This is a genomic window from Teredinibacter sp. KSP-S5-2, assembly GCF_032773895.1.
Lineage (GTDB): Bacteria > Pseudomonadota > Gammaproteobacteria > Pseudomonadales > Cellvibrionaceae.
Map to the genome: position 1 here is coordinate 3,409,930 of NZ_CP120416.1, position 18,873 is coordinate 3,428,802.

Sequence of the window (18,873 nt, forward strand, 5' to 3'; positions counted from 1 at the left end):
ACACCGTGATTGATTACAGCTTAGCCACTGCGCTCACCGCGGTATTGGAAAACGCACTTAACCGTGCGCTGCAGTACGACCCGGGAACTCAGCACAAATTCCAATCTCTGGCAGGTCAAAAGCTGGGCATTGTAATTTCTGACTTTAACTGCGCACTGTTTCTGACGACAAATGAACAGTTGGTATCAATTACCATAGTCCCGGATACAGAGTTGGACGGTATTCATCATGACGCGCGCGTTGAAGGAACCCTCAGCGACCTGGCAACACTTTTGTTAACAGATCAGTACTCCCACTCTTTATCCAAAGCCACAGTAACCATAAGCGGCAACACCCGATTAATATCTGAATACCAGGACGTATTTTCAGATATAGAGATTGACTGGGAGGAAGCCCTGATAGAGAAATTCGGCACAGTTATAGGCCATCAGCTTGCAGAACAGATTCGACTTTTCGTCGGCTGGGGTACAGCACAAAGTAAAACACTATCGAAAAAGTTACCGGAATATATAACCGAGGAACTACAGCTACTTCCCACTAAAATCGAATTTGAAATTTTGGCACAGGAAATTGATATCCTTCGCTCAGGCAGTGAACGTTTGGAAGCTCGGCTAAACAAGATACTAAAAATAAGAGAGAAAAGTGACTAGATTATTGCGCTTGCTAAATCTCATTCATACATTTGGCAAATATCGGCTTGATATTCTTTTTGGCGAAGAGATACCAACACGGATAAAACTACTGACACTACCACTAAAAATATATCCTCAACCTAAACTGACACGCGGTCAGCGTATTCGTTACGCACTGGAAGAACTTGGTCCAGTGTTTATTAAGTTTGGCCAGCTGCTATCAACACGCCCGGACCTAATTCCTGATGATATTGCCCAGGAACTCAATAACCTACAAGACAACGTTACGCCTTTTTGTACTGCTGAATTCAAAAAAATAGTAGAGCGCTCTCTCGGCGGTACAGTAGAAGAAATCTTTGACCATTTTTCAGATGAAGTACTTGGCTCCGCATCCGTCGCACAAGTACAAACCGCTCGATTAAAAACCGGTGAAGACGTTGTTGTTAAGGTGATTCGTCCCGGTATTGAAAAGATAATTGATAAGGACGTAAGACTTCTGGCATTTTTTGCCGGACTGATTGAAAAATTCAGTGTTGATGGCAAACGTTTACGACCTGTAGAAGTGGTAGAAGATTACCGAACCACAATTTTCGATGAGCTGGATTTACAACGGGAAGCGGCTAACGCGTCGCAAATACGCAGAAACTTCGAAAATTCCAAGCTACTCTATGTTCCTCATGTATTTTGGGACTACACCACCAAGAATGTTATGGTGATGGAACGTATTTATGGTTTACCCGTCACCGATGCTGAAGCATTACGAAAACAAAACACGAATTTAAAGGTGCTTGCAGAAAGAGGCGTGGAAGTCTTTTTCACCCAAGTATTCGAGCACAATTTTTTCCATGCAGATATGCATCCGGGTAACGTGTTCGTGTCCAAAGTCACACCGGAAGACCCCGGTTATATGGCTGTGGACATGGCTATTGTCGGCTCCCTCAGTCGAGAAGATCAGTACTATCTTGCCCGTAATCTTATCGCCATGTTTCGCCGAGACTATCGCCAAGTTGCCGAATTGCACGTACTTAGCGGCTGGGTACCCCCAGAGACATCTATCAGCGGTTTTGAGTCTGCGATAAGAAGCGTCTGCGAACCTATTTTTGAAAAACCCATTTCAGAAATATCGTTTGGGGAGTCGTTAATAAGCCTTTTTCAAACTGCTCGCAGATTTAATATGCCCGTCCAACCCCAGTTAGTGTTACTGCAAAAAACGCTGGTAAATATAGAAGGCTTAGGTCGACAACTCTATCCAGACCTCAATTTATGGGATACTGCACACCCCTATTTGGAAAACTGGATAAAAAAACGTTATCACCCTAAGACCTTGTGGAAAGAGTTTAAATATCACTCTCCCGACTGGATGGAAAAATTTCCAAAACTGCCCGAACTGTTTTTTTCCTCACTCGAAGGGATTCAAACTTTTGCCAAAGCAATTCCACACATTGAAGAAGCCAGTATTGCCCTAGCTAAACAAAAGCAGGCAAAGAAAAAATCAGCAATAAGAAAAATAGCAGGCATCACCATGCTTGCTGGCAGCTCTGCATTAATCATTCCTCAGCTTACGGGCCTATCAATACCCGCTATTGTCCTGTTTGTTACTTCCATTGCGTTACTTAGCTTTTAATATGTCTAATCAGTTTTCTCTCTATTACCGTCCAACCTGCTTTTTTTGTGTCAGGGTGTTACAGCAACTTCCCAATATAGCAATAGGAATTAAAACTCTTAATATTAGTGAAGACAGAGAAGCACTTTTAGAACTAAGGGAAAAGGGAGGGAAACAGCAGGTCCCCGCTCTCAAATATTTTAATGAGCGGGGAGAAGAGACCTGGATGTATGAGTCTCTGGATATATTGAATTTTTTAAACACACAGTCAAAAGATTAATCTTTTGACTGCCAGAGTACGCGAGAGATACCAAAGCTAACAGCATAGTAACCGGTAGTCTCAACTAGCGGACTATCTTCAAAAACAGCACCGTTTAAATAATCGTAACGAAAGCTTATACCGTAATACCACTTGTCTCTGTAACGGGTAAATGACACCTTGCCATAGGCACCACTATAGCCAGCTTTAGCTTTATAATAAGGTCTGTCTACGGTAACAAAAGGCGTATCAACGGTATAGTAATAATCGTGAAAGCTTTCCGAACCATACAATCCAGCAATATTAACTCGAGTAGACCAACCTTTATAAAAATCCGGATGGCGATACGTCAGCTTAGGATTAAAAATATACCCCTCGTAACCGTCACCATCGCCACCAAGAGAAAATGCTGCTCTTAGCGGAATTCGGAACATCCACCCTTGACGAAAATCTTCACCGGTTAAATTAATATTAAATGACGGACCAAATTCAAACATAGACCCCAATTCAGGCATATCACGTCTGAGCGAATTATCATCGTCACCGCTGCTCAGAGCGACCGCGGCACTCAGATTTAATTCAAACCGCTGGGTTGCAAATAAATCCGTTCGAACCCCTCCCCGGTCAGCCTTTAGTAAATTTCCGCGGTAAACACCAAACGGTAAAGGCAGGACGGTGGTTTGTGCCTCCTTTGAGCCACGGTAATCATTCAAATGCTGACCACCTATGCCAACACCCAGTTCCATTGTTGGCAAACCGCCATTCCTATCTGCTTCACCATCGGCAACAGCCACACCGCAAATAAAACACATCACAACAGTGAAAATTACTTTTCTCACACTTCCCCCAAAAAGATACAACAAATCACTTCCCTTTATTGACGCACAACCACTCCAGTCGCTTCCATCATTCTCTTAATCCATTCGTTTTTCGGCTAATTACCTTTGTAAAGTCAGTCACTAACCATAAATAAGCTTTTTTTATCCCCACAATAAAAAGCCCGCTCAATGGCGGGCTTTTCGAAGAAATTCTAACGCTTACTCATCGTTAGAATTGCCGTCCTCTGAATCTCCAGCGCTCTCTTTTTGAGGCTCAGGTAGAAGCTCTTTAATGGACAACTTAATTCGACCACGCTGATCAATGTCCATACATTTTACTTCAACTTCCTGACCTTCCTGTAAGTAATCTGTTACGTTTTGTACTCGTTCGTGAGCAATCTGAGAAATGTGAACCAGACCATCTTTACCAGGCAAAAAGTTTACGAATGCACCGAAGTCAACAATGCGTACAACCTTACCTTTATATACAGTTCCGATCTCAGCTTCGGCTGTAATTTCTTCGATCTTGAAGATAGCAGCTTGAAGCCCTTCAGCATCGTCTGCATAGATTTTCACCGTACCACTATCATCGATGTCAACGGATGCACCGGTTTCTTCTGTAATAGAACGAATCGTTGCGCCGCCTTTACCAATGATGTCGCGGATTTTATCTGGATGCACTGACAAGGTGTGGAACTGAGGCGCGTTATCAGACAGCTCGGATCTAGGCTGCGAAATAACACGGTTCATTTCGCTTAAAATATGAAGACGCGCACTTAACGCCTGCTCAAGCGCTGTTTCCATAATTTCTTCGGTAATGCCCTCAATTTTGATGTCCATTTGCAAAGCAGTAACACCATTAGCGGTACCGGCTACTTTAAAGTCCATATCACCTAAGTGGTCTTCGTCACCAAGAATATCGGTCAACACTGCGTAGCCGCTTTCTTCTTTAACCAAGCCCATGGCTATACCCGCAACAGGAGCTTTAACAGGTACACCAGCGTCCATCAAAGCCAGGCTGGAACCACAAACAGAAGCCATAGAACTGGAACCGTTTGATTCAGTGATTTCACTTACCACGCGGATGCTGTAAGGGAATTCATTTTCTTTCGGCAATACCGCAGCAACACCACGACGAGCCAAACGACCATGACCGATTTCACGTCGACCAGTACCACCCATACGACCACATTCACCCACAGAGTATGGAGGGAAGTTATAGTGCAGCATGAATGGGTCTTTACGTTCACCTTCCAAGGCATCAATTACTTGCGCATCACGTGCTGAACCTAGCGTAGACACAACTAACGCCTGAGTTTCACCACGGGTAAATAGTGCTGAACCGTGAACCTTAGGCAACACACCCACTTCAATATGAAGCGGACGAACAGTTTTATTATCGCGGCCATCAATACGAGGCTCACCAGCAACTACTCGTGTGCGAACAATGCGTTTTTCGATTGAGCCAAAAATAGACTTAACGTCATCGGCAGAAACACCCGCTTCGTCATTCGCCAGCTCACCAACCGCTTGCGTACGCAATTCAGATAAACGATCGTAACGTTTTTGCTTGTCGGTAATGCGATAAGCAACGCCGATTGAATCTTCAAAGCCTCGCTCTACAGCCGCTTTTAATTCTTCGTTAACAGCTTCTGGTGTCCACTCCCAAGTTTGCTTGCCCGCATCACGAGCCAACTCTTGCACAGCTTGAATTACCGCTTGCATTTCCTGATGGGCGTATAAAACCGCACCAAGCATAATATCTTCTGGAAGCTCATTCGCTTCAGACTCAACCATAAGTACTGCTTCTTGCGTTCCTGCAACCACCATGTCCAACTCGGAAGAGCCAAGAGCCTGGTAGCCAGGATTCAAAATATAACCACTTTCCTGGGTATAACCTACTCGTGCTGCACCGATTGGGCCGTTGAATGGAATACCAGAGATCTGCAATGCTGCTGAAGTACCAATCAACGCACAAATATCTGGATCAACATCTTTTTCTGAAGATACAACGGTACAAACAACCTGTACCTCGTTTACAAAACCTTTTGGAAACAATGGACGAATTGGACGGTCAATCAGACGTGAAGTCAGTGTTTCTTTTTCTGATGGACGCCCTTCCCGCTTGAAAAAGCCGCCAGGGATCTTACCTGCTGAATAGGCTTTTTCTTGATAGTGTACAGACAAAGGGAAGAAATCTTGCCCTGGACTTGCTTCTTTTGCTCCAACAACAGTACATAGCACAGATGTCTTACCCATTGTGACAAGTACTGCGCCAGTAGCTTGGCGAGCAATACGACCAGTTTCTAAAGTTACCGTATCATTACCGTATTGAAATTTTTTGATTACCGGATTCACTTGTTTATCCTTCTTTTTCCTACTAAATGGCGTTTTTTTACGCCGTCACTTTACTTACATTACATTAATAAATTTGTTGCAGCCCAGAATAGGGATACAACCTGAAAATCTTGCGCCTAACAAACTGCGCGAAAACTTATTACATGAAAAACAAAAAATGCCCGCAATATGCGGGCACTTTTCTTAGCGACGTAGACCCAGTTTTCGAATCAACGCAGCATAGCGATTTACATCTTTACTCTTTAAGTAATCCAACAACTTACGACGTTGGTTTACCATACGAATCAAACCACGACGAGAGTGGTGATCTTGTTTATGATCCGCAAAGTGACCTTGCAACTTATTGATGTTTGCAGTCAATAATGCAATTTGCACTTCAGGAGAACCAGTATCACCTTCTGCAGTTTGGTGTTCTTTTAAAATCGCTGATTTTTCTTGTGCACTTAGTGCCATAACTATTTCCTCATTTCTCAATATGCCGAGTAGGCAATGGCAATGCATTACCTACATGTTGGATACGGCCTATCCGTGCATATTTACAGATAGGTCGAGAGTGGTTTTACCACCCATCTAACTGGCTTTGACAAGCTCAATTAAATACTGTTTCCGCTGGGTCTAGTCTGCAAGTACAACCAAGCGTTTCGGGCTTACCCGGCCATCATCGGTTATCACACCAACGCCCAGAAAATCACCGTTATCACGGAAAACGCGCACTGTATCACCTTCATCTCCAAGGCGATAGACCCGCATGTCCATAACTGGTTGTCCCTGGGTAAAGTAGAAACTGGTATCGGAATCCAGTTCCAACGCAGGTAAATCGCTTAGCGGAGCATCTATAGGTAACAAATGATGATCAAGCTCTTCCGCTCTCCCTTCTCCGCGTTCTTCTTCAAGCTCCTCCAGCGTATGGCATTGCTTTTCGACAAAACCACCGGCGCAGGTTCGTCTTAACGAAGCGACATGTCCACCCAGCCCGAAATCCTGCCCTAGGTCTTCGGCAAGGCTCCTGATGTATGTGCCTTTACTGCAACTGACTCGAACATCAGCCTCCGCCACAACACCTGGACGAAAATCGATTACCTCAAAAGCATAAATAGTTACTGGGCGTGCATCTCGATCTACGGTCTTGCCTTCTCTGGCAAGCTCGTACAGAGGCCGACCATCTCTTTTCAAAGCCGAATACATGGGCGGGACTTGCTCAATTTGGCCCATATAGCGCTCAGAGATACGCTTTTCCAACTCCTTTCGAGTAAGACCACTTGCGTCCTGATCACTAAGGATGTTGCCATCAACATCCCCTGTATCTGTCGCCTGACCAAAACGAAAAGTACTCAAATATTCTTTATCTGAGTCCAGGAGATATTGCGAGAACTTGGTAGCCTCACCGAAACAAAGCGGCAACACGCCTGTAGCCAAAGGGTCAAGCGCGCCTGTATGCCCAACCTTGTTGGCAAAAAATAACCGTTTAGCTTTCTGCACAACATCATTCGATGTCATACCTGAAGGCTTATCAATAATCACAACACCGTCAACAGCACGGCCGAATTTACGTCGTCGTCCCAAGAACGTTATTCCTCGTTTTGCTCTTTTCCTTCGCGATCCTTCGCTACTGCCTTATCAATAAGGTGGGACAGTTTTTGTCCAACTACGGTTGATTTATCGTAGAAAAACTGCAGTTTCGGGGTACTGCGAATAGTCAGGTCCTTAGAAACAACATTTCGCAGATAACTTGCAGCTTTGTTCAATATGGCAACGGATGCTTCCGCTTCCTCACTGCTATCCACGCCAACAAACGTTACGTAGACTTTTGCCCAAGTCAGGTCGCGGGATACAGAAACAGAGTTAATGTTCACCATACCCAGACGAGGGTCTCGAACCTCCATCTGTATCGCATGCGCCAAACTGCGCTGAATTGCATCCGCAACTCTATCTGATCGAGTAAATTCTCTTGGCATGGTGTAAGCCTGTTTTACCTCACAAAATAACGTTTTAGTCTTGGCTTAAAGCTGACGTTCAACTTCTTTGATATCAAAGACTTCGATTTGGTCACCAACTTTAACATCGTAGTTTTTCACCCCGATGCCACATTCCATACCATTTCGCACTTCATTCACGTCATCTTTAAATCGACGCAATGATTCCAGTTCGCCCTCAAAGATCACAACGTTATCTCGAAGTACACGAATAGGCTTATTGCGATATACCGTACCTTCTACCACCATACAACCAGCAACTTGACCGAACTTCGGTGAACGGAAGACATCGCGCACTTCTGCGATACCCACGATCTCCTCAACACGCTCTGGATCAAGCATACCTCCCAGCGCTGCTTTAACTTCATCGATCAATTGATAGATGATGCTGTAGTAACGAATCTCGGCAGACTCCGCTTCTGCGAGCTTTCTGGCTGATGAATCAGCACGAACATTAAAGCCGACTACAATAGCGCCAGATGTCAAAGCAAGGTTTACGTCATTTTCCGTAATACCACCGACACCACCGCCGATGACATTCACCTGAACTTCCTCATTACCCATGTCAGACAGTGCGGCCTGAATCGCTTCAAGCGAACCACGTACATCGGTTTTTAACACAACCGGTAGAATTTTCTTCTCAGCGGACTCCATACCAGCGAACATATTTTCCAGCTTGGCAGCCTGTTGTCGCTTAAGTTTTTCTTCGCGCTCTTTTTCCTGACGGAACAAGGACACTTCCCGGGCTTTACGCTCATCGGGAACGACAACAAATTCATCACCAGCTTGAGGAGTCGAATCCAAACCTAGCAACTCGACCGGAGTTGATGGGCCCGCATCATTGACTTTCTTACCCAACTCGTTCGTCATCGCACGAACACGACCAAAGCTCTGGCCAGCAAGAATAATATCGCCGCCTTTCAACATACCAGCCTGAACAAGCAGGGTGGCAACAACACCGCGACCTTTTTCCATTCTTGCTTCAACAACAACACCGCGAGCAGGCACGTCAACAGGAGCCGTCAATTCAAGCAACTCAGCTTGCAGAGCAACGGCTTCCAGAAGATCTTCAATACCTTCACCTGTATGGGCAGAAACATTAATAAACTGCGTATCACCACCCCAATCTTCAGGGATAACATCTTTCGCGGACAGTTCGTTTTTAACACGATCTGGATCGGCTGCTTCTTTATCAATTTTGTTAACCGCAACAACAATTGGTACACCTGCGGCTCTCGCATGCTGCACCGCCTCTTCGGTTTGAGGCATCACACCGTCATCCGCAGCAACAACCAGAATAACCACATCCGTACATTGAGCTCCACGCGCACGCATTGCGGTAAAAGCCGCGTGACCAGGCGTATCCAGGAAGGCCAATTCACCATGACTGGTACGAACACGATATGCACCAATATGCTGGGTGATACCGCCGGCTTCGCCCGAGGCCACTTTCGCCTTACGAATGTAATCCAGCAACGAAGTCTTACCATGATCCACGTGTCCCATTACCGTCACCACAGGGGCACGAGGGGCGCTCTCACCTTCAACTTGAACAAATTGTTCTTGCAGTTTCTCTTCAACGGAGTTTGAACTCACCAATACTGGTGTGTGTCCCAACTCTTCAACAACTAGCTGAGCGGTATCCTGATCAATCGCCTGGTTCATTGTTGCCATTGTCCCCATTTTCATGAGCTGCTTAACAACTTCCCCGGCTTTGACGTTCATACGCTGAGCCAAATCTGAAACAACAATTTCTTCCGGAACTTCTACTGTATATGTGATTTTACCGGTTGGCTTTTTAAAGCCATGCCTGTTGGTAATTTTAACGACTGGACGAGCCCCTTTACCGGAAGCAAGCGTCTTGGATTTTGGTGCGTGAAGTACTTCATCGATTTCAGTTTCGTCTTCAACATAATCCAAAGCGGAGGCGACTTTCTTCGGACCGGCAACTTTCTTAACGGCCTTACCAGCTTTCTTATTATGCTTAGACTTCTCGTCCCCATCATCAAACTCTTCTTTAACAGCCTTTTTACTAGGATGTTTTCTTTCTGGGGTACCAGCTTTGTCTCGCTCTGCAGTTTTCTCAGAAGGCTTCGCCGTCGCTGCAGTTTTCTCTTTCTTTTCTTTCGCTTTGCGTTCACGCTCTTCAGCGGCTTTTTTCGCTGCAGCGGCTTTCTCTGCTTCTGCCTTTTGACGAGCTTCCGCAGCTCGCTGGCGAAGAATCTCAGCATCATCAACAAAAGAGGAGCGAACCATAGGTTCTGGCTCTGGCTGAGTTTGCTCCGAGTCCGAAACCTCTTCGGCTTCGCTGGCAGATGAAGTAGGCTCTTGCTCTTCTTCAGTTACATCTTCCTGAGCTGCCGCATCTTCCGCTTCCACCTCAACCGACTCATCCTCTGCCTGAACCTGTTGCGCTTCTGCAACGACTTCTTGCTCTTCTTCTGGCGTTTCAATGAGAGGTTCTTCAACAGCAGGCGTCTCGACTACAGGCGCTTCTGTCAATTCAGACTCAAGCATCTCTTCGCTCTGTAACTCTTCAGCTGCAGGAAGTGATTCGTCTTCAAGAATATCGCGCTTAACGTAGGTGCGTTTTTTACGAACCTCAACGTTTACGGTTTTTCTCGAACTACCGGAACCGGTTTTTATTGTTGTCGTGGTTTTACGCTTCAGCGTAATTTTTTTGGGTGCTGCCGTGGTCTCGCCATGACTTGATTTCAAGAAGGCTAATAGCTTTTGCTTTTCGTCATCCGACACAGCCTCATCCGCAGATGTATGTGGCAATCCCGCTTGCTTCATCTGCGATAAAATTCGTTCTACTGTAGCCCCTACGGACTTGGCGAGTTCACTTACTGTTACTTCGGCCATAAATTCGGTCTGTCCCCGTTGTTACCGTGTTTTGGTATCAGTCATTAATTAAACGTGGTCTCACAACCATTCAATCAAAGGAGGGACAACTCCCTCCAAAACCTGGTTTAGGTTTATTCAAACCAAGGTTCACGTGCTTTCATAATCAGTGACGCTGCACGCTCTTCGTCCATACCATCAATTTCCATTAACTCATCCACTGACTGTTCTGCCAGATCCTCCATGCAAATTACACCGCGCAAAGCCAGCTCTTTTGCAAGAACATCATCCATACCTTCCATAGTTACCAAGTCTTCAGCCGGTTCGGCAGATACGACTTTTTCTTCATTTGCTAATGCTTGCGTTAACAACGCATCTTTGGCTCGGTTTCTCAACTCATTAGCAATATCTTCATCGAAACCTTCAATCGACAAAAACTCTTCCATTGGCACATAGGCTACTTCTTCAAGGGTGGTAAAGCCTTCGTCAACAAGAACTTCAGCCACTTCCTCATCTACATCCAGTGCTTCAATAAAGACGTCTTTCGAGCTACCGGCTTCAGCCTCTTGCTTTTCATTCCAGTCTTCTACACTCATGACGTTAATTTCCCATGACGTCAATTCGGAAGCTAAACGAACATTCTGACCACCACGACCAATCGCCTGAGCCAGGTTTTCTTCCGCTACAGCCACATCCATCGAGCCGGTTTCTTCATCAACAACGATAGACTCAATTTCCGCAGGAGCCATTGCATTGATCACAAACTGTGCGGGGTTGTCATCCCAAAGCACAATATCAATTCGCTCATTACCCAATTCATTGGAAACGGCCTGGACTCGCGAACCACGCATACCAACACAAGCACCCACAGGATCAATTCTGCCGTCGTTTGTACTTACCGCGATCTTAGCTCTGGAACCAGGGTCTCGCGCTGCTGCTTTTAAAGCGATAACTTCTTCTGCTATTTCAGGCACTTCGATTTTAAAAAGTTCGATAAGCATTTCGGGGCATGCACGACTCAAAAACAGCTGAGGACCACGTGCATCAGGACGAACATCAATAAGAATGGCCCGAACACGGTCATTCATGCGGAAGACTTCACGTCCAACCAACTCTTCGCGAGGCAACAAACCTTCAGCATTGCCACCCAAGTCCACAATAATATTATCCCGTGTAACTTTTTTAACCGTACCCGAAATCAATTCCCCTACTCGCTCACGGTATTCATCAACAACCTGAGCGCGCTCCGCTTCCCGTACTTTTTGTACGATGACCTGTTTTGCCGTTTGCGCCGCAATACGGCCAAACTCGATATTCTCAACTACCTCTTCGTACACATCACCGGCTTGTAACGAAGTATCCTTTTCGTGCGCCTCTTCTATAGTAAATTGGGTACCTAGTTCTGCCAGAATGTCATCTGGCATAACTTCCCAGCGGCGCACAGTTACGTAATCACCAGTCTTTCTGTCAACCGTAACCTGAATGTCCGCATTTTCGTCATAGCGCTTTTTTGTAGCTGAGGCTAAAGCAAGTTCGATAGCCTGAAAAATAATTTCCCGATCTACGCCTTTTTCGTTAGATACAGCATCCGCGACCAGTAAAATTTCTTTTCTCATTGAGTTGCCTCTGTTCCTTAAGTGGAAGCGTAATAAGTCAAAAAACTAGAATGTTGGAACAACATTCGCCTTATCGATTAGCTCGTAAGGCAAGATATATTCTTCACCATCGATTTCGATGATAACTTCATCGTTCTCTATGCCTTTCAACAGGCCAGAAAACTTGCGGCGTCCTTCAAACGCCATTCTCAAGCGCAAAGACACCTGAGAACCTATAAAACCTTGATACTGCTCGAGCCGATAAAGAGGTCTGTCCATGCCGGGTGAAGACACTTCCAAGGTGTACTCACCATTAATGGGGTCCTCCACATCCAAGACACTGCTGACCTGACGACTGATCTTCTCACAGTCCTCAAGGCACACACCGTCAGGCTTGTCGATATAAAGTAGCAACAAGGACCGCTTTCCCTGAGCTCGATATTCAAGCCCCCATAGCTCACAGTCGAAAGACTCAACTACAGGAGCCAATAAAGCTTCTAATTTAGCCTGCTTTCCTGCCATGCGGTTAAATTCTCACTGCATACAAATCACAAACAAAAAATGGGCATAAAGCCCATCTCGTTATCAGCCACTAAAAGTGTTTAGATACTAAAAAGCCCCATATTAGGGGCTCAATATACAAACACCACCCTTGAAGTGGCGCCCATTCCAAACACCTTTGCCTTACCGGCAGATGCCGCAATAAAGCAACATCAACAAAACATTCCAAGAGGAGCTATTGTTCTACCTCACTTGGGGCGCGGATTATAACTTATTCAATACCGATCAGCAACGCATACCAAAACTGCGTCCTAATCAACCCACTCCTCCCTCTGTAACACAAGCAACCTCACTTCATTCCAACGCAGAATAACAAATACACCAAACCCTCATCCGCCAGCAAAACACCAGAAAACCTAAAGAATAAGGAATATAGCCAAGAATGAAATGAGAGAGCGGCACCACAAGACTGTAAAAACAAAAACGGCCTGTAGATAAAGTCGTAAAGCACAACACTATCTACAGGCCGTCTAAGAAATTGGTAGCGGGGGCTGGATTTGAACCAACGACCTTCGGGTTATGAGCCCGACGAGCTACCAGGCTGCTCCACCCCGCACCGGCAAGTTAATGGCTTGCCATCAACTGAGGGTGCGCATTATAGGGAGCTGTTCGAGCCAGGTCAACCGCATTTCCAACTTTTAGTTATTATTCGTTAATATTAAGCACATCCACAAAACCATAGAACGGTTAATTCCAGAAATAAAACCAATAAAACTACTCTGATATTATTATTTAAAATGGAAAGCGTCCTCCAAAATTCACCACCTTTTCCCTCAGGTGCATTAACACTGCAAGCCCCCGAAAAATCCTCTAACCCACCAAACCATAGCCGTACATTAGAGCGACTCGCAGATTTAAATTAGTCCGAGAAAACCTTCAACACACCCCAGACATGCAAGCAATAAATGAGCACTTACAAAAAGCAATGTAGATAAGGATAAGCCAGATAAAAAACCGACTTACATACAGAAGAAGAAAGGAATAAGAAAGATCAAGCAGGGGTTAGCTACTCTTTTTTCGCTACCCCCAATAATTAACCTCACACTAAAAAGCTGCAGAAGACGCTGAACACCCACAAAACAACAACAGAAAAACGCTACTCCCAAAACCTCCACCACTTTTTCCGGTTCGCTCTCTGCTCTTGGCCTTTTTCAGAACCTTTATCCAACTCTTTTTGATCCTCCAAGCGCTTTTCTTTTTTCTCCTTATCTTTTTTATCTTTTAATTTATCTTTTGGAGCTTTTTCTTTCTTTTTATCAGCATCACCTGGAGCCCTCTTCTCTCCCTTACCTTTTTCAACCTCGTCTTGTGCATCTTCATTCTTCTCGCCCACCTCCTTTTTATGACTTTCAACCTGCTCTTCACCAGGCTTTCCCTTTCCGACCCATTCAGGCTTTTCAGCAAAAGCCGTAACCGAAAAAACAACAAAACCTGTAAGCACCGCCAGCCTAATTATACTCATTGTGCTCCTCCTGAATTAAGGTTAACAACACCAACCGCAGCTATCTTCACAATAATAGCAGTCGACATACACCTCGTAGCCAAACTTACTCCAAGTAAATTCAAGCGGATAAATCAATCGGGTAAAAGGGAGTGAAAAAACAGAGGATAAAACGACAAAAGCCAGTCTAAACATACGCTTAGACTGGCTTTGTATATGGTGCCCAGAGCCGGACTTGAACCGGCACGGCTTACGCCACTACCCCCTCAAGATAGCGTGTCTACCAATTCCACCACCTGGGCAAAGGAGTTAAAGGCTTATTCCTGAGGAACATCACCTTCTTCATCTGTAATGGTTTCATCCACTACATCAGAAACATCGTCCGCTACTTCAGAAGCACTTGCTTCATCTATAACAGGCACATCAATTGACTCTTCTTCGTTCAGAACCGGCACATCCGATGACTCTTCCAATACAGGAATTTCTGTTTCTTCCATTGGAACCGGAATATCGTCATCAATACTGGTACTTTGCTTCGCTAAAACCGCCAAACTAAAGCTGGTAACAAAGAACGCCGTAGCCAACCATGCGGTTGCTCGAGAAAAGAAATTTCCCGAACCCGATGCACCAAACAAAGTCTGAGAAGCCCCAGCACCGAAAGATGCACCCATCTCCGCACCTTTACCTTGCTGCAGCAAAATCAAGCCAATAATTGCAAATGCAATTAGTACATGAACTAAAAGAACGATGTTTTCCATATTTATCTCTAATTATTAGAATTGATGCCTTACTCGGCAGCGCGGCAAATGGCCACGAAGTCTTCCACACTCAGGGAAGCACCACCAACAAGAGCACCGTCAATATCTTTCTGGGAGAACAAGCCTTCTGCTGATTCAGGCTTAACACTACCACCATACATGATTCGAATCTGGTCGCCTTCTGGCCCCATAACTTCTCGAATATAAGAATGAACATCCTGTGCCATTTCAGGCGTTGCGGTTTTACCAGTACCTATTGCCCATACTGGTTCGTATGCAATCATACCTTTAGCAACACCAGCTAGACCACAATGGTCTACAACTTTCATTAACTGACTGCCAATGACGTCAAAAGTTTTACCCGCTTCACGCTCTTCAAGCGTTTCACCCACGCACAAAACAGGAATCATGCCTTTGGCAGATACAGCTGCAAATTTCTTAGCAACCAATTCAGAGGATTCTTTATGGTAATCCCTACGCTCGGAGTGGCCAACCAACACATATTGGCAACCGATATCAGCCAACATATCCGCAGCGATCTCACCAGTGTATGCACCAGCTTCATGCTGACTTACATCCTGAGCCCCGACACCAATATTGGTGTTCTCAAGCACAGACTTGGCCAAAGCAATATATGGGTATGGAGGACAAACAGCCACCTCAGCTTGATGAACTCCAGTCCACTGCTCTGCAAGCCCTTTCAACAAAGCTTCAGCAGACTCGCTATTGCTATTCATTTTCCAATTGCCCATTACTATTTTGCGGCGCATGTTTTTCCCCCAAAGAGTTATTTAACCGGTTTAGTCCACGCCCGGCAAAACGGGCGCAAATGGTAGCGAAGAACGCCCTAAGATACAACAACTTAGTTGGCGCTTTATGAACCTATTAGCTGGAAGCGGCGTTTGCCACAACCTCTGCCAACTCATCTGCCAGCATTTGAATCTGCTCTTGCTGTTTACCTTCAACCATAACCCGAATCAAAGGCTCGGTACCGGAAGGTCGTAAAAGCACACGACCATTAGCACCCAGCACTTCTTCTACTTTTTCCAGATTCGATTGAACATTCAAGTCAGAGACAACACACTGCTTATCGTTGACAGGCACATTGACTATAACTTGAGGCAGCCGGGTCATGCGTTGCTTTAAGTCATGTAAACATTTGCCTTCTGTATTTATTGCACTCAAAACCCGTAAGGCAGAAACAATACCATCACCGGTGGTGGTCAGGTCACGACATACAATATGCCCAGAAGACTCACCGCCCAACAACCAGCCATTGTCGGTCATAAGCTCGTTAACATACCTGTCTCCAACCTTGGAACGTGCAAAAGGAACACCAATCTCTTCCAGCGCCAGCTGCATTCCAAGGTTGCTCATCTGTGTACCCACAACCCCGTTGCATCCTCCGAGATGATCTCGACAGTAGCTGGCAATTATCACAAGCAGCTCATCACCATCGACGACTTCACCTTTGTGATCGACAAACATCACCCGGTCGCCATCGCCATCAAACGCAATTCCCAGCTCGGCTTTTCGAGCAACAACCTCTTGCTGGAGTCGATCCATGTGAGTTGAGCCACAATTCAGATTAATGTTGACCCCATCCGGCTCGCAGGCAATGACCTCGACTTCTGCGCCCAGCTCAGAAAACACTTTTGGTGCGATGTTGTAGGTTGCACCATTAGCGCAATCCAACACTATTTTTAAACCCCTAAGGCTAAACCCCCAAGGAAGTGACCCTTTACAAAACTCAATATAACGACCTTGCGCATCATCCATCCGCCAGGCTTTACCCAAATGCTCTTCAGTGGTCATAGGTTGATCGAGCATCTTTTCTATTTCATCTTCAATTTCATCCGGTAGTTTTGTTCCCTCAGCGGAAAAGATCTTAAACCCGTTATCCGTATAAGGGTTGTGAGATGCACTAATTACAATGCCGGCTTTCGCGTTTTTGAAGGTTCGAGTGAGATAGGCAATTCCAGGAGTGGGCATCGGGCCCAGTAAGCCAACATCAACCCCAGCAGAAATCAACCCGGCCTCCAGAGCGGATTCGAACATATAGCCAGATATACGAGTATCTTTACCAATCAGCACCATACCCTGATGATCACCATCATCCATTCTGGCCAAAACTTTACCAACGGCCCAGCCTAACTGCATAACAAATTTGGGCGTTATAGGCTCGTCACCCACCTGCCCACGAATACCATCTGTACCAAAATATTTCCGCGACATAAGCGCTACTCCATTTTTGGTAGTTTATTGAGCTAACTGAAATATTTTCACAACATCGGCGGTTTCAGCCACATCATGAACACGAATAATTGATGCGCCGTTTCGCAAAGCAACCATTGCCAGCGCCAAGCTACCCGGCATGCGATCAGCGAGATCACGCCCCAGTAAACGACCAATCATGGATTTTCTCGACATACCAACCAAAAGAGGAAATTCACCATTACCGCACAGCTCAAGCTTCTTCAGTAGCGCCAGATTGTGATTGTCGGTTTTACCAAAGCCAAATCCAGGGTCCAGAATTATTTGTTCACGGGCAATTCCTGCCTGCAAACAGGCATCAACTCGCTGGAGCAAATAATTATTCACCTCAGCTACTACATCACTATAGCTTGGGTTTTCCTGCATAGTTGCTGGCATCCCCTGCATATGCATCAAACACACAGGCAGACCGGAATCTTTCGCCGCCTCAACCGCACCAGCTCGTTCCAAGGCCCTCACATCATTAATAAGCCCAGCTCCCTTGCGTGCAGCCTCCAACATAAGGCTAGGAGAGCTCGTATCAACAGAAATAACCGCATCAATGTTTTGTGCAATCGCCTCAACGATAGGCAATACCCTATCCATTTCTTCCTGCTCACTTACCGCCTTTGCGCCCGGGCGCGTAGACTCTCCACCAATATCCAGAAAGTCAGCTCCATCAAACACCATTTTTTCGGCAACCTTCAGCACACGCTCTTTTAGAACACCATGAGAGTCATGTAATTTGCCGCCATCATAAAAAGAATCTGGCGTAACATTTAAGATCCCCATGACTCGGGGAAAAGATAAATCAAGTTTTCGTGAACCGAATTTCATCGTAATAAAATAACTCTTTAGTGGAATTAACTAACAATAAACAAAGAATACGACACAATGCATACAGGAGAAATTTTTAGCGCTGAGCAAAAATATTTTTAGCCACGGGCTTTGCTCTACCCGTATCTATTTCAATCTGGGGGAGCTCATTCAACTCCAACTGGAACAGATCAAAAAACTCATCGGAACCCAATATGCGCATTTGCTCACGCCAGGACTTAGAGCTCTTTAGGCTATAGATCAATTGATTTATAGTTTTCACCATAGGCTCAAGATCCGAAGTAACTAAAACACCTCGACTAAATGCATCAACAGTCTGATCACTTAATACAAATTTTTGTTTTTCCGAGGACACCAACATGTGCAGCCAGGCTGAACGCTCTATCACTGCATAATCTGCCTTACCCGCCTCAATTAATTGCAGGCAACGCATACGACTCTCCGCCTTAACTTCCTTAACAAGCCCCGCAAGAAGAGCTGGCTCGGAGAAATGATAGTAATGGTCCTTTACGCTACATTGCGTTTTACCTTTCAAGCTATCCTGCCCAGCGTATTGCACAGGCTTATCTTGCAATGAGATCAAGTGATCGGAATCCCATAATATGGGTTTGCTTGCAATTAAAGGCACATCCACTTTGTTAAACCAGAGCGGGTTCACCCACAAAATCATTAATGACTTCTTCTCCGTTAACGCGTTTACCACTTCGTGTTTGGTACTCGGTTTGAGCTGAAATTGTGTTTTAGGAAACTGCTTTTGCAGGCGCGATATAAAAAGATCGCTGAGATCGGTTTGATTACCTTGCCGAATTAAAAACGGGGCATCGTGATAGACATAGACATCAATTTCACTGCCTGCACAAAAGCATGAGAAAGACAACCATATCAATACATTACACAGCAGTGTGGCTTTCATTTAATTCACACAAACCCGGTATAAAAAT

General features: G+C 45.3%; 17 protein-coding genes and 2 tRNA genes. 3 read left to right on the plus strand and 16 right to left on the minus strand.

The annotated features are described in order from the left end of the window. The first annotated feature begins 5 nt into the window (after nt 1-5). The 3 genes from P5V12_RS14625 to P5V12_RS21795 are packed head-to-tail and all read left to right on the plus strand — an operon-like array spanning nt 6 to nt 2,515. Nucleotides 6-650, plus strand: a complete 645-nt coding sequence (locus P5V12_RS14625) for an SCP2 domain-containing protein (protein ID WP_316953823.1) — start codon at nt 6-8, stop codon at nt 648-650. After that, nucleotides 643-2,256, plus strand: a complete 1,614-nt coding sequence (gene ubiB, locus P5V12_RS14630; RefSeq protein ID WP_316953824.1) for a ubiquinone biosynthesis regulatory protein kinase UbiB — start codon at nt 643-645, stop codon at nt 2,254-2,256. Before P5V12_RS14625 ends, ubiB begins: the two co-directional genes overlap by 8 nt. Nucleotide 2,257: 1 nt before the next feature. Next, a complete protein-coding gene (locus tag P5V12_RS21795; RefSeq protein ID WP_410483297.1) occupies nt 2,258-2,515 on the plus strand; it encodes a glutaredoxin family protein in 258 nt (85 codons plus the stop codon). On the opposite strand, the gene P5V12_RS14635 is transcribed toward P5V12_RS21795, so the two are convergent. The 16 genes from P5V12_RS14635 to P5V12_RS14710 form a co-directional block, all read right to left on the minus strand. Continuing rightward, the gene (locus P5V12_RS14635) at nt 2,512-3,333 is read right to left on the minus strand and encodes a MipA/OmpV family protein (RefSeq protein WP_316953825.1); all 822 of its coding nucleotides are present in this window, start codon (nt 3,331-3,333) and stop codon (nt 2,512-2,514) included. The genes P5V12_RS21795 and P5V12_RS14635 overlap by 4 nt on opposite strands. 198 nt (nt 3,334-3,531) lie before the next feature. After that, nucleotides 3,532-5,670: a polyribonucleotide nucleotidyltransferase gene (pnp, locus tag P5V12_RS14640; RefSeq protein WP_316953826.1), complete on the minus strand. Its 2,139-nt coding sequence runs from the start codon at nt 5,668-5,670 to the stop codon at nt 3,532-3,534. A 183-nt stretch (nt 5,671-5,853) separates the two neighbouring features. Beyond that, on the minus strand, nt 5,854-6,123 hold the full coding sequence (gene rpsO, locus P5V12_RS14645; RefSeq protein ID WP_316953827.1) for a 30S ribosomal protein S15: 270 nt from the start codon (nt 6,121-6,123) through the stop codon (nt 5,854-5,856). A gap of 162 nt (nt 6,124-6,285) precedes the next feature. Continuing rightward, nucleotides 6,286-7,233, minus strand: a complete 948-nt coding sequence (gene truB, locus P5V12_RS14650) for a tRNA pseudouridine(55) synthase TruB (protein WP_316953828.1) — start codon at nt 7,231-7,233, stop codon at nt 6,286-6,288. A gap of 5 nt (nt 7,234-7,238) precedes the next feature. Further along, nucleotides 7,239-7,625, minus strand: a complete 387-nt coding sequence (rbfA, locus tag P5V12_RS14655) for a 30S ribosome-binding factor RbfA (RefSeq protein ID WP_316953829.1) — start codon at nt 7,623-7,625, stop codon at nt 7,239-7,241. Between the two features lie 45 nt (nt 7,626-7,670). Further along, nucleotides 7,671-10,508, minus strand: coding sequence for a translation initiation factor IF-2 (gene infB / locus P5V12_RS14660; RefSeq protein WP_316953830.1), 2,838 nt, complete (start codon nt 10,506-10,508; stop codon nt 7,671-7,673). A 113-nt stretch (nt 10,509-10,621) separates the two neighbouring features. After that, complete coding sequence (gene nusA, locus P5V12_RS14665; RefSeq protein WP_316953831.1) at nt 10,622-12,103, minus strand: transcription termination factor NusA; 1,482 nt, start codon at nt 12,101-12,103, stop codon at nt 10,622-10,624. 45 nt (nt 12,104-12,148) lie between these two features. Beyond that, nucleotides 12,149-12,604 carry a ribosome maturation factor RimP gene (gene rimP / locus P5V12_RS14670; protein ID WP_316953832.1) on the minus strand — a complete coding sequence of 152 codons (456 nt, stop codon included), beginning with the start codon at nt 12,602-12,604 and terminating at the stop codon, nt 12,149-12,151. Between the two features lie 518 nt (nt 12,605-13,122). Beyond that, nucleotides 13,123-13,199 (minus strand) — tRNA-Met (locus tag P5V12_RS14675). 540 nt (nt 13,200-13,739) lie between these two features. Beyond that, nucleotides 13,740-14,105, minus strand: a complete 366-nt coding sequence (locus P5V12_RS14680; protein ID WP_316953833.1) for a hypothetical protein — start codon at nt 14,103-14,105, stop codon at nt 13,740-13,742. A gap of 196 nt (nt 14,106-14,301) precedes the next feature. After that, nucleotides 14,302-14,386: transfer RNA gene (locus P5V12_RS14685), tRNA-Leu, on the minus strand. A gap of 15 nt (nt 14,387-14,401) precedes the next feature. Beyond that, entirely contained in the window at nt 14,402-14,842 is a 441-nt protein-coding gene (gene secG / locus P5V12_RS14690) for a preprotein translocase subunit SecG (RefSeq protein ID WP_316953834.1), read from the minus strand. A 29-nt stretch (nt 14,843-14,871) separates the two neighbouring features. Further along, entirely contained in the window at nt 14,872-15,612 is a 741-nt protein-coding gene (gene tpiA, locus P5V12_RS14695; protein WP_316953835.1) for a triose-phosphate isomerase, read from the minus strand. A 115-nt stretch (nt 15,613-15,727) separates the two neighbouring features. Continuing rightward, nucleotides 15,728-17,077, minus strand: a complete 1,350-nt coding sequence (gene glmM / locus P5V12_RS14700; RefSeq protein ID WP_316953836.1) for a phosphoglucosamine mutase — start codon at nt 17,075-17,077, stop codon at nt 15,728-15,730. A 24-nt stretch (nt 17,078-17,101) separates the two neighbouring features. After that, nucleotides 17,102-17,932: a dihydropteroate synthase gene (gene folP / locus P5V12_RS14705; protein ID WP_316953837.1), complete on the minus strand. Its 831-nt coding sequence runs from the start codon at nt 17,930-17,932 to the stop codon at nt 17,102-17,104. 76 nt (nt 17,933-18,008) lie between these two features. Beyond that, nucleotides 18,009-18,845, minus strand: a complete 837-nt coding sequence (locus P5V12_RS14710; protein ID WP_316953838.1) for a transporter substrate-binding domain-containing protein — start codon at nt 18,843-18,845, stop codon at nt 18,009-18,011. Nucleotides 18,846-18,873: the final 28 nt, after the last annotated feature.

Coding starts and splice junctions, on each gene's coding strand:
- secG (WP_316953834.1), bottom strand. CDS start 14,842: ATGGAAAACATCGTTCTTTTAGTTCATGTACTAATTGCATTTGCAATT.
- tpiA (WP_316953835.1), bottom strand. CDS start 15,612: ATGCGCCGCAAAATAGTAATGGGCAATTGGAAAATGAATAGCAATAGC.
- rbfA (WP_316953829.1), bottom strand. CDS start 7,625: ATGCCAAGAGAATTTACTCGATCAGATAGAGTTGCGGATGCAATTCAG.
- nusA (WP_316953831.1), bottom strand. CDS start 12,103: ATGAGAAAAGAAATTTTACTGGTCGCGGATGCTGTATCTAACGAAAAA.
- folP (WP_316953837.1), bottom strand. CDS start 17,932: ATGAAATTCGGTTCACGAAAACTTGATTTATCTTTTCCCCGAGTCATG.
- P5V12_RS14680 (WP_316953833.1), bottom strand. CDS start 14,105: ATGAGTATAATTAGGCTGGCGGTGCTTACAGGTTTTGTTGTTTTTTCG.
- infB (WP_316953830.1), bottom strand. CDS start 10,508: ATGGCCGAAGTAACAGTAAGTGAACTCGCCAAGTCCGTAGGGGCTACA.
- P5V12_RS21795 (WP_410483297.1), top strand. CDS start 2,258: ATGTCTAATCAGTTTTCTCTCTATTACCGTCCAACCTGCTTTTTTTGT.
- P5V12_RS14710 (WP_316953838.1), bottom strand. CDS start 18,845: ATGAAAGCCACACTGCTGTGTAATGTATTGATATGGTTGTCTTTCTCA.
- glmM (WP_316953836.1), bottom strand. CDS start 17,077: ATGTCGCGGAAATATTTTGGTACAGATGGTATTCGTGGGCAGGTGGGT.
- rpsO (WP_316953827.1), bottom strand. CDS start 6,123: ATGGCACTAAGTGCACAAGAAAAATCAGCGATTTTAAAAGAACACCAA.
- rimP (WP_316953832.1), bottom strand. CDS start 12,604: ATGGCAGGAAAGCAGGCTAAATTAGAAGCTTTATTGGCTCCTGTAGTT.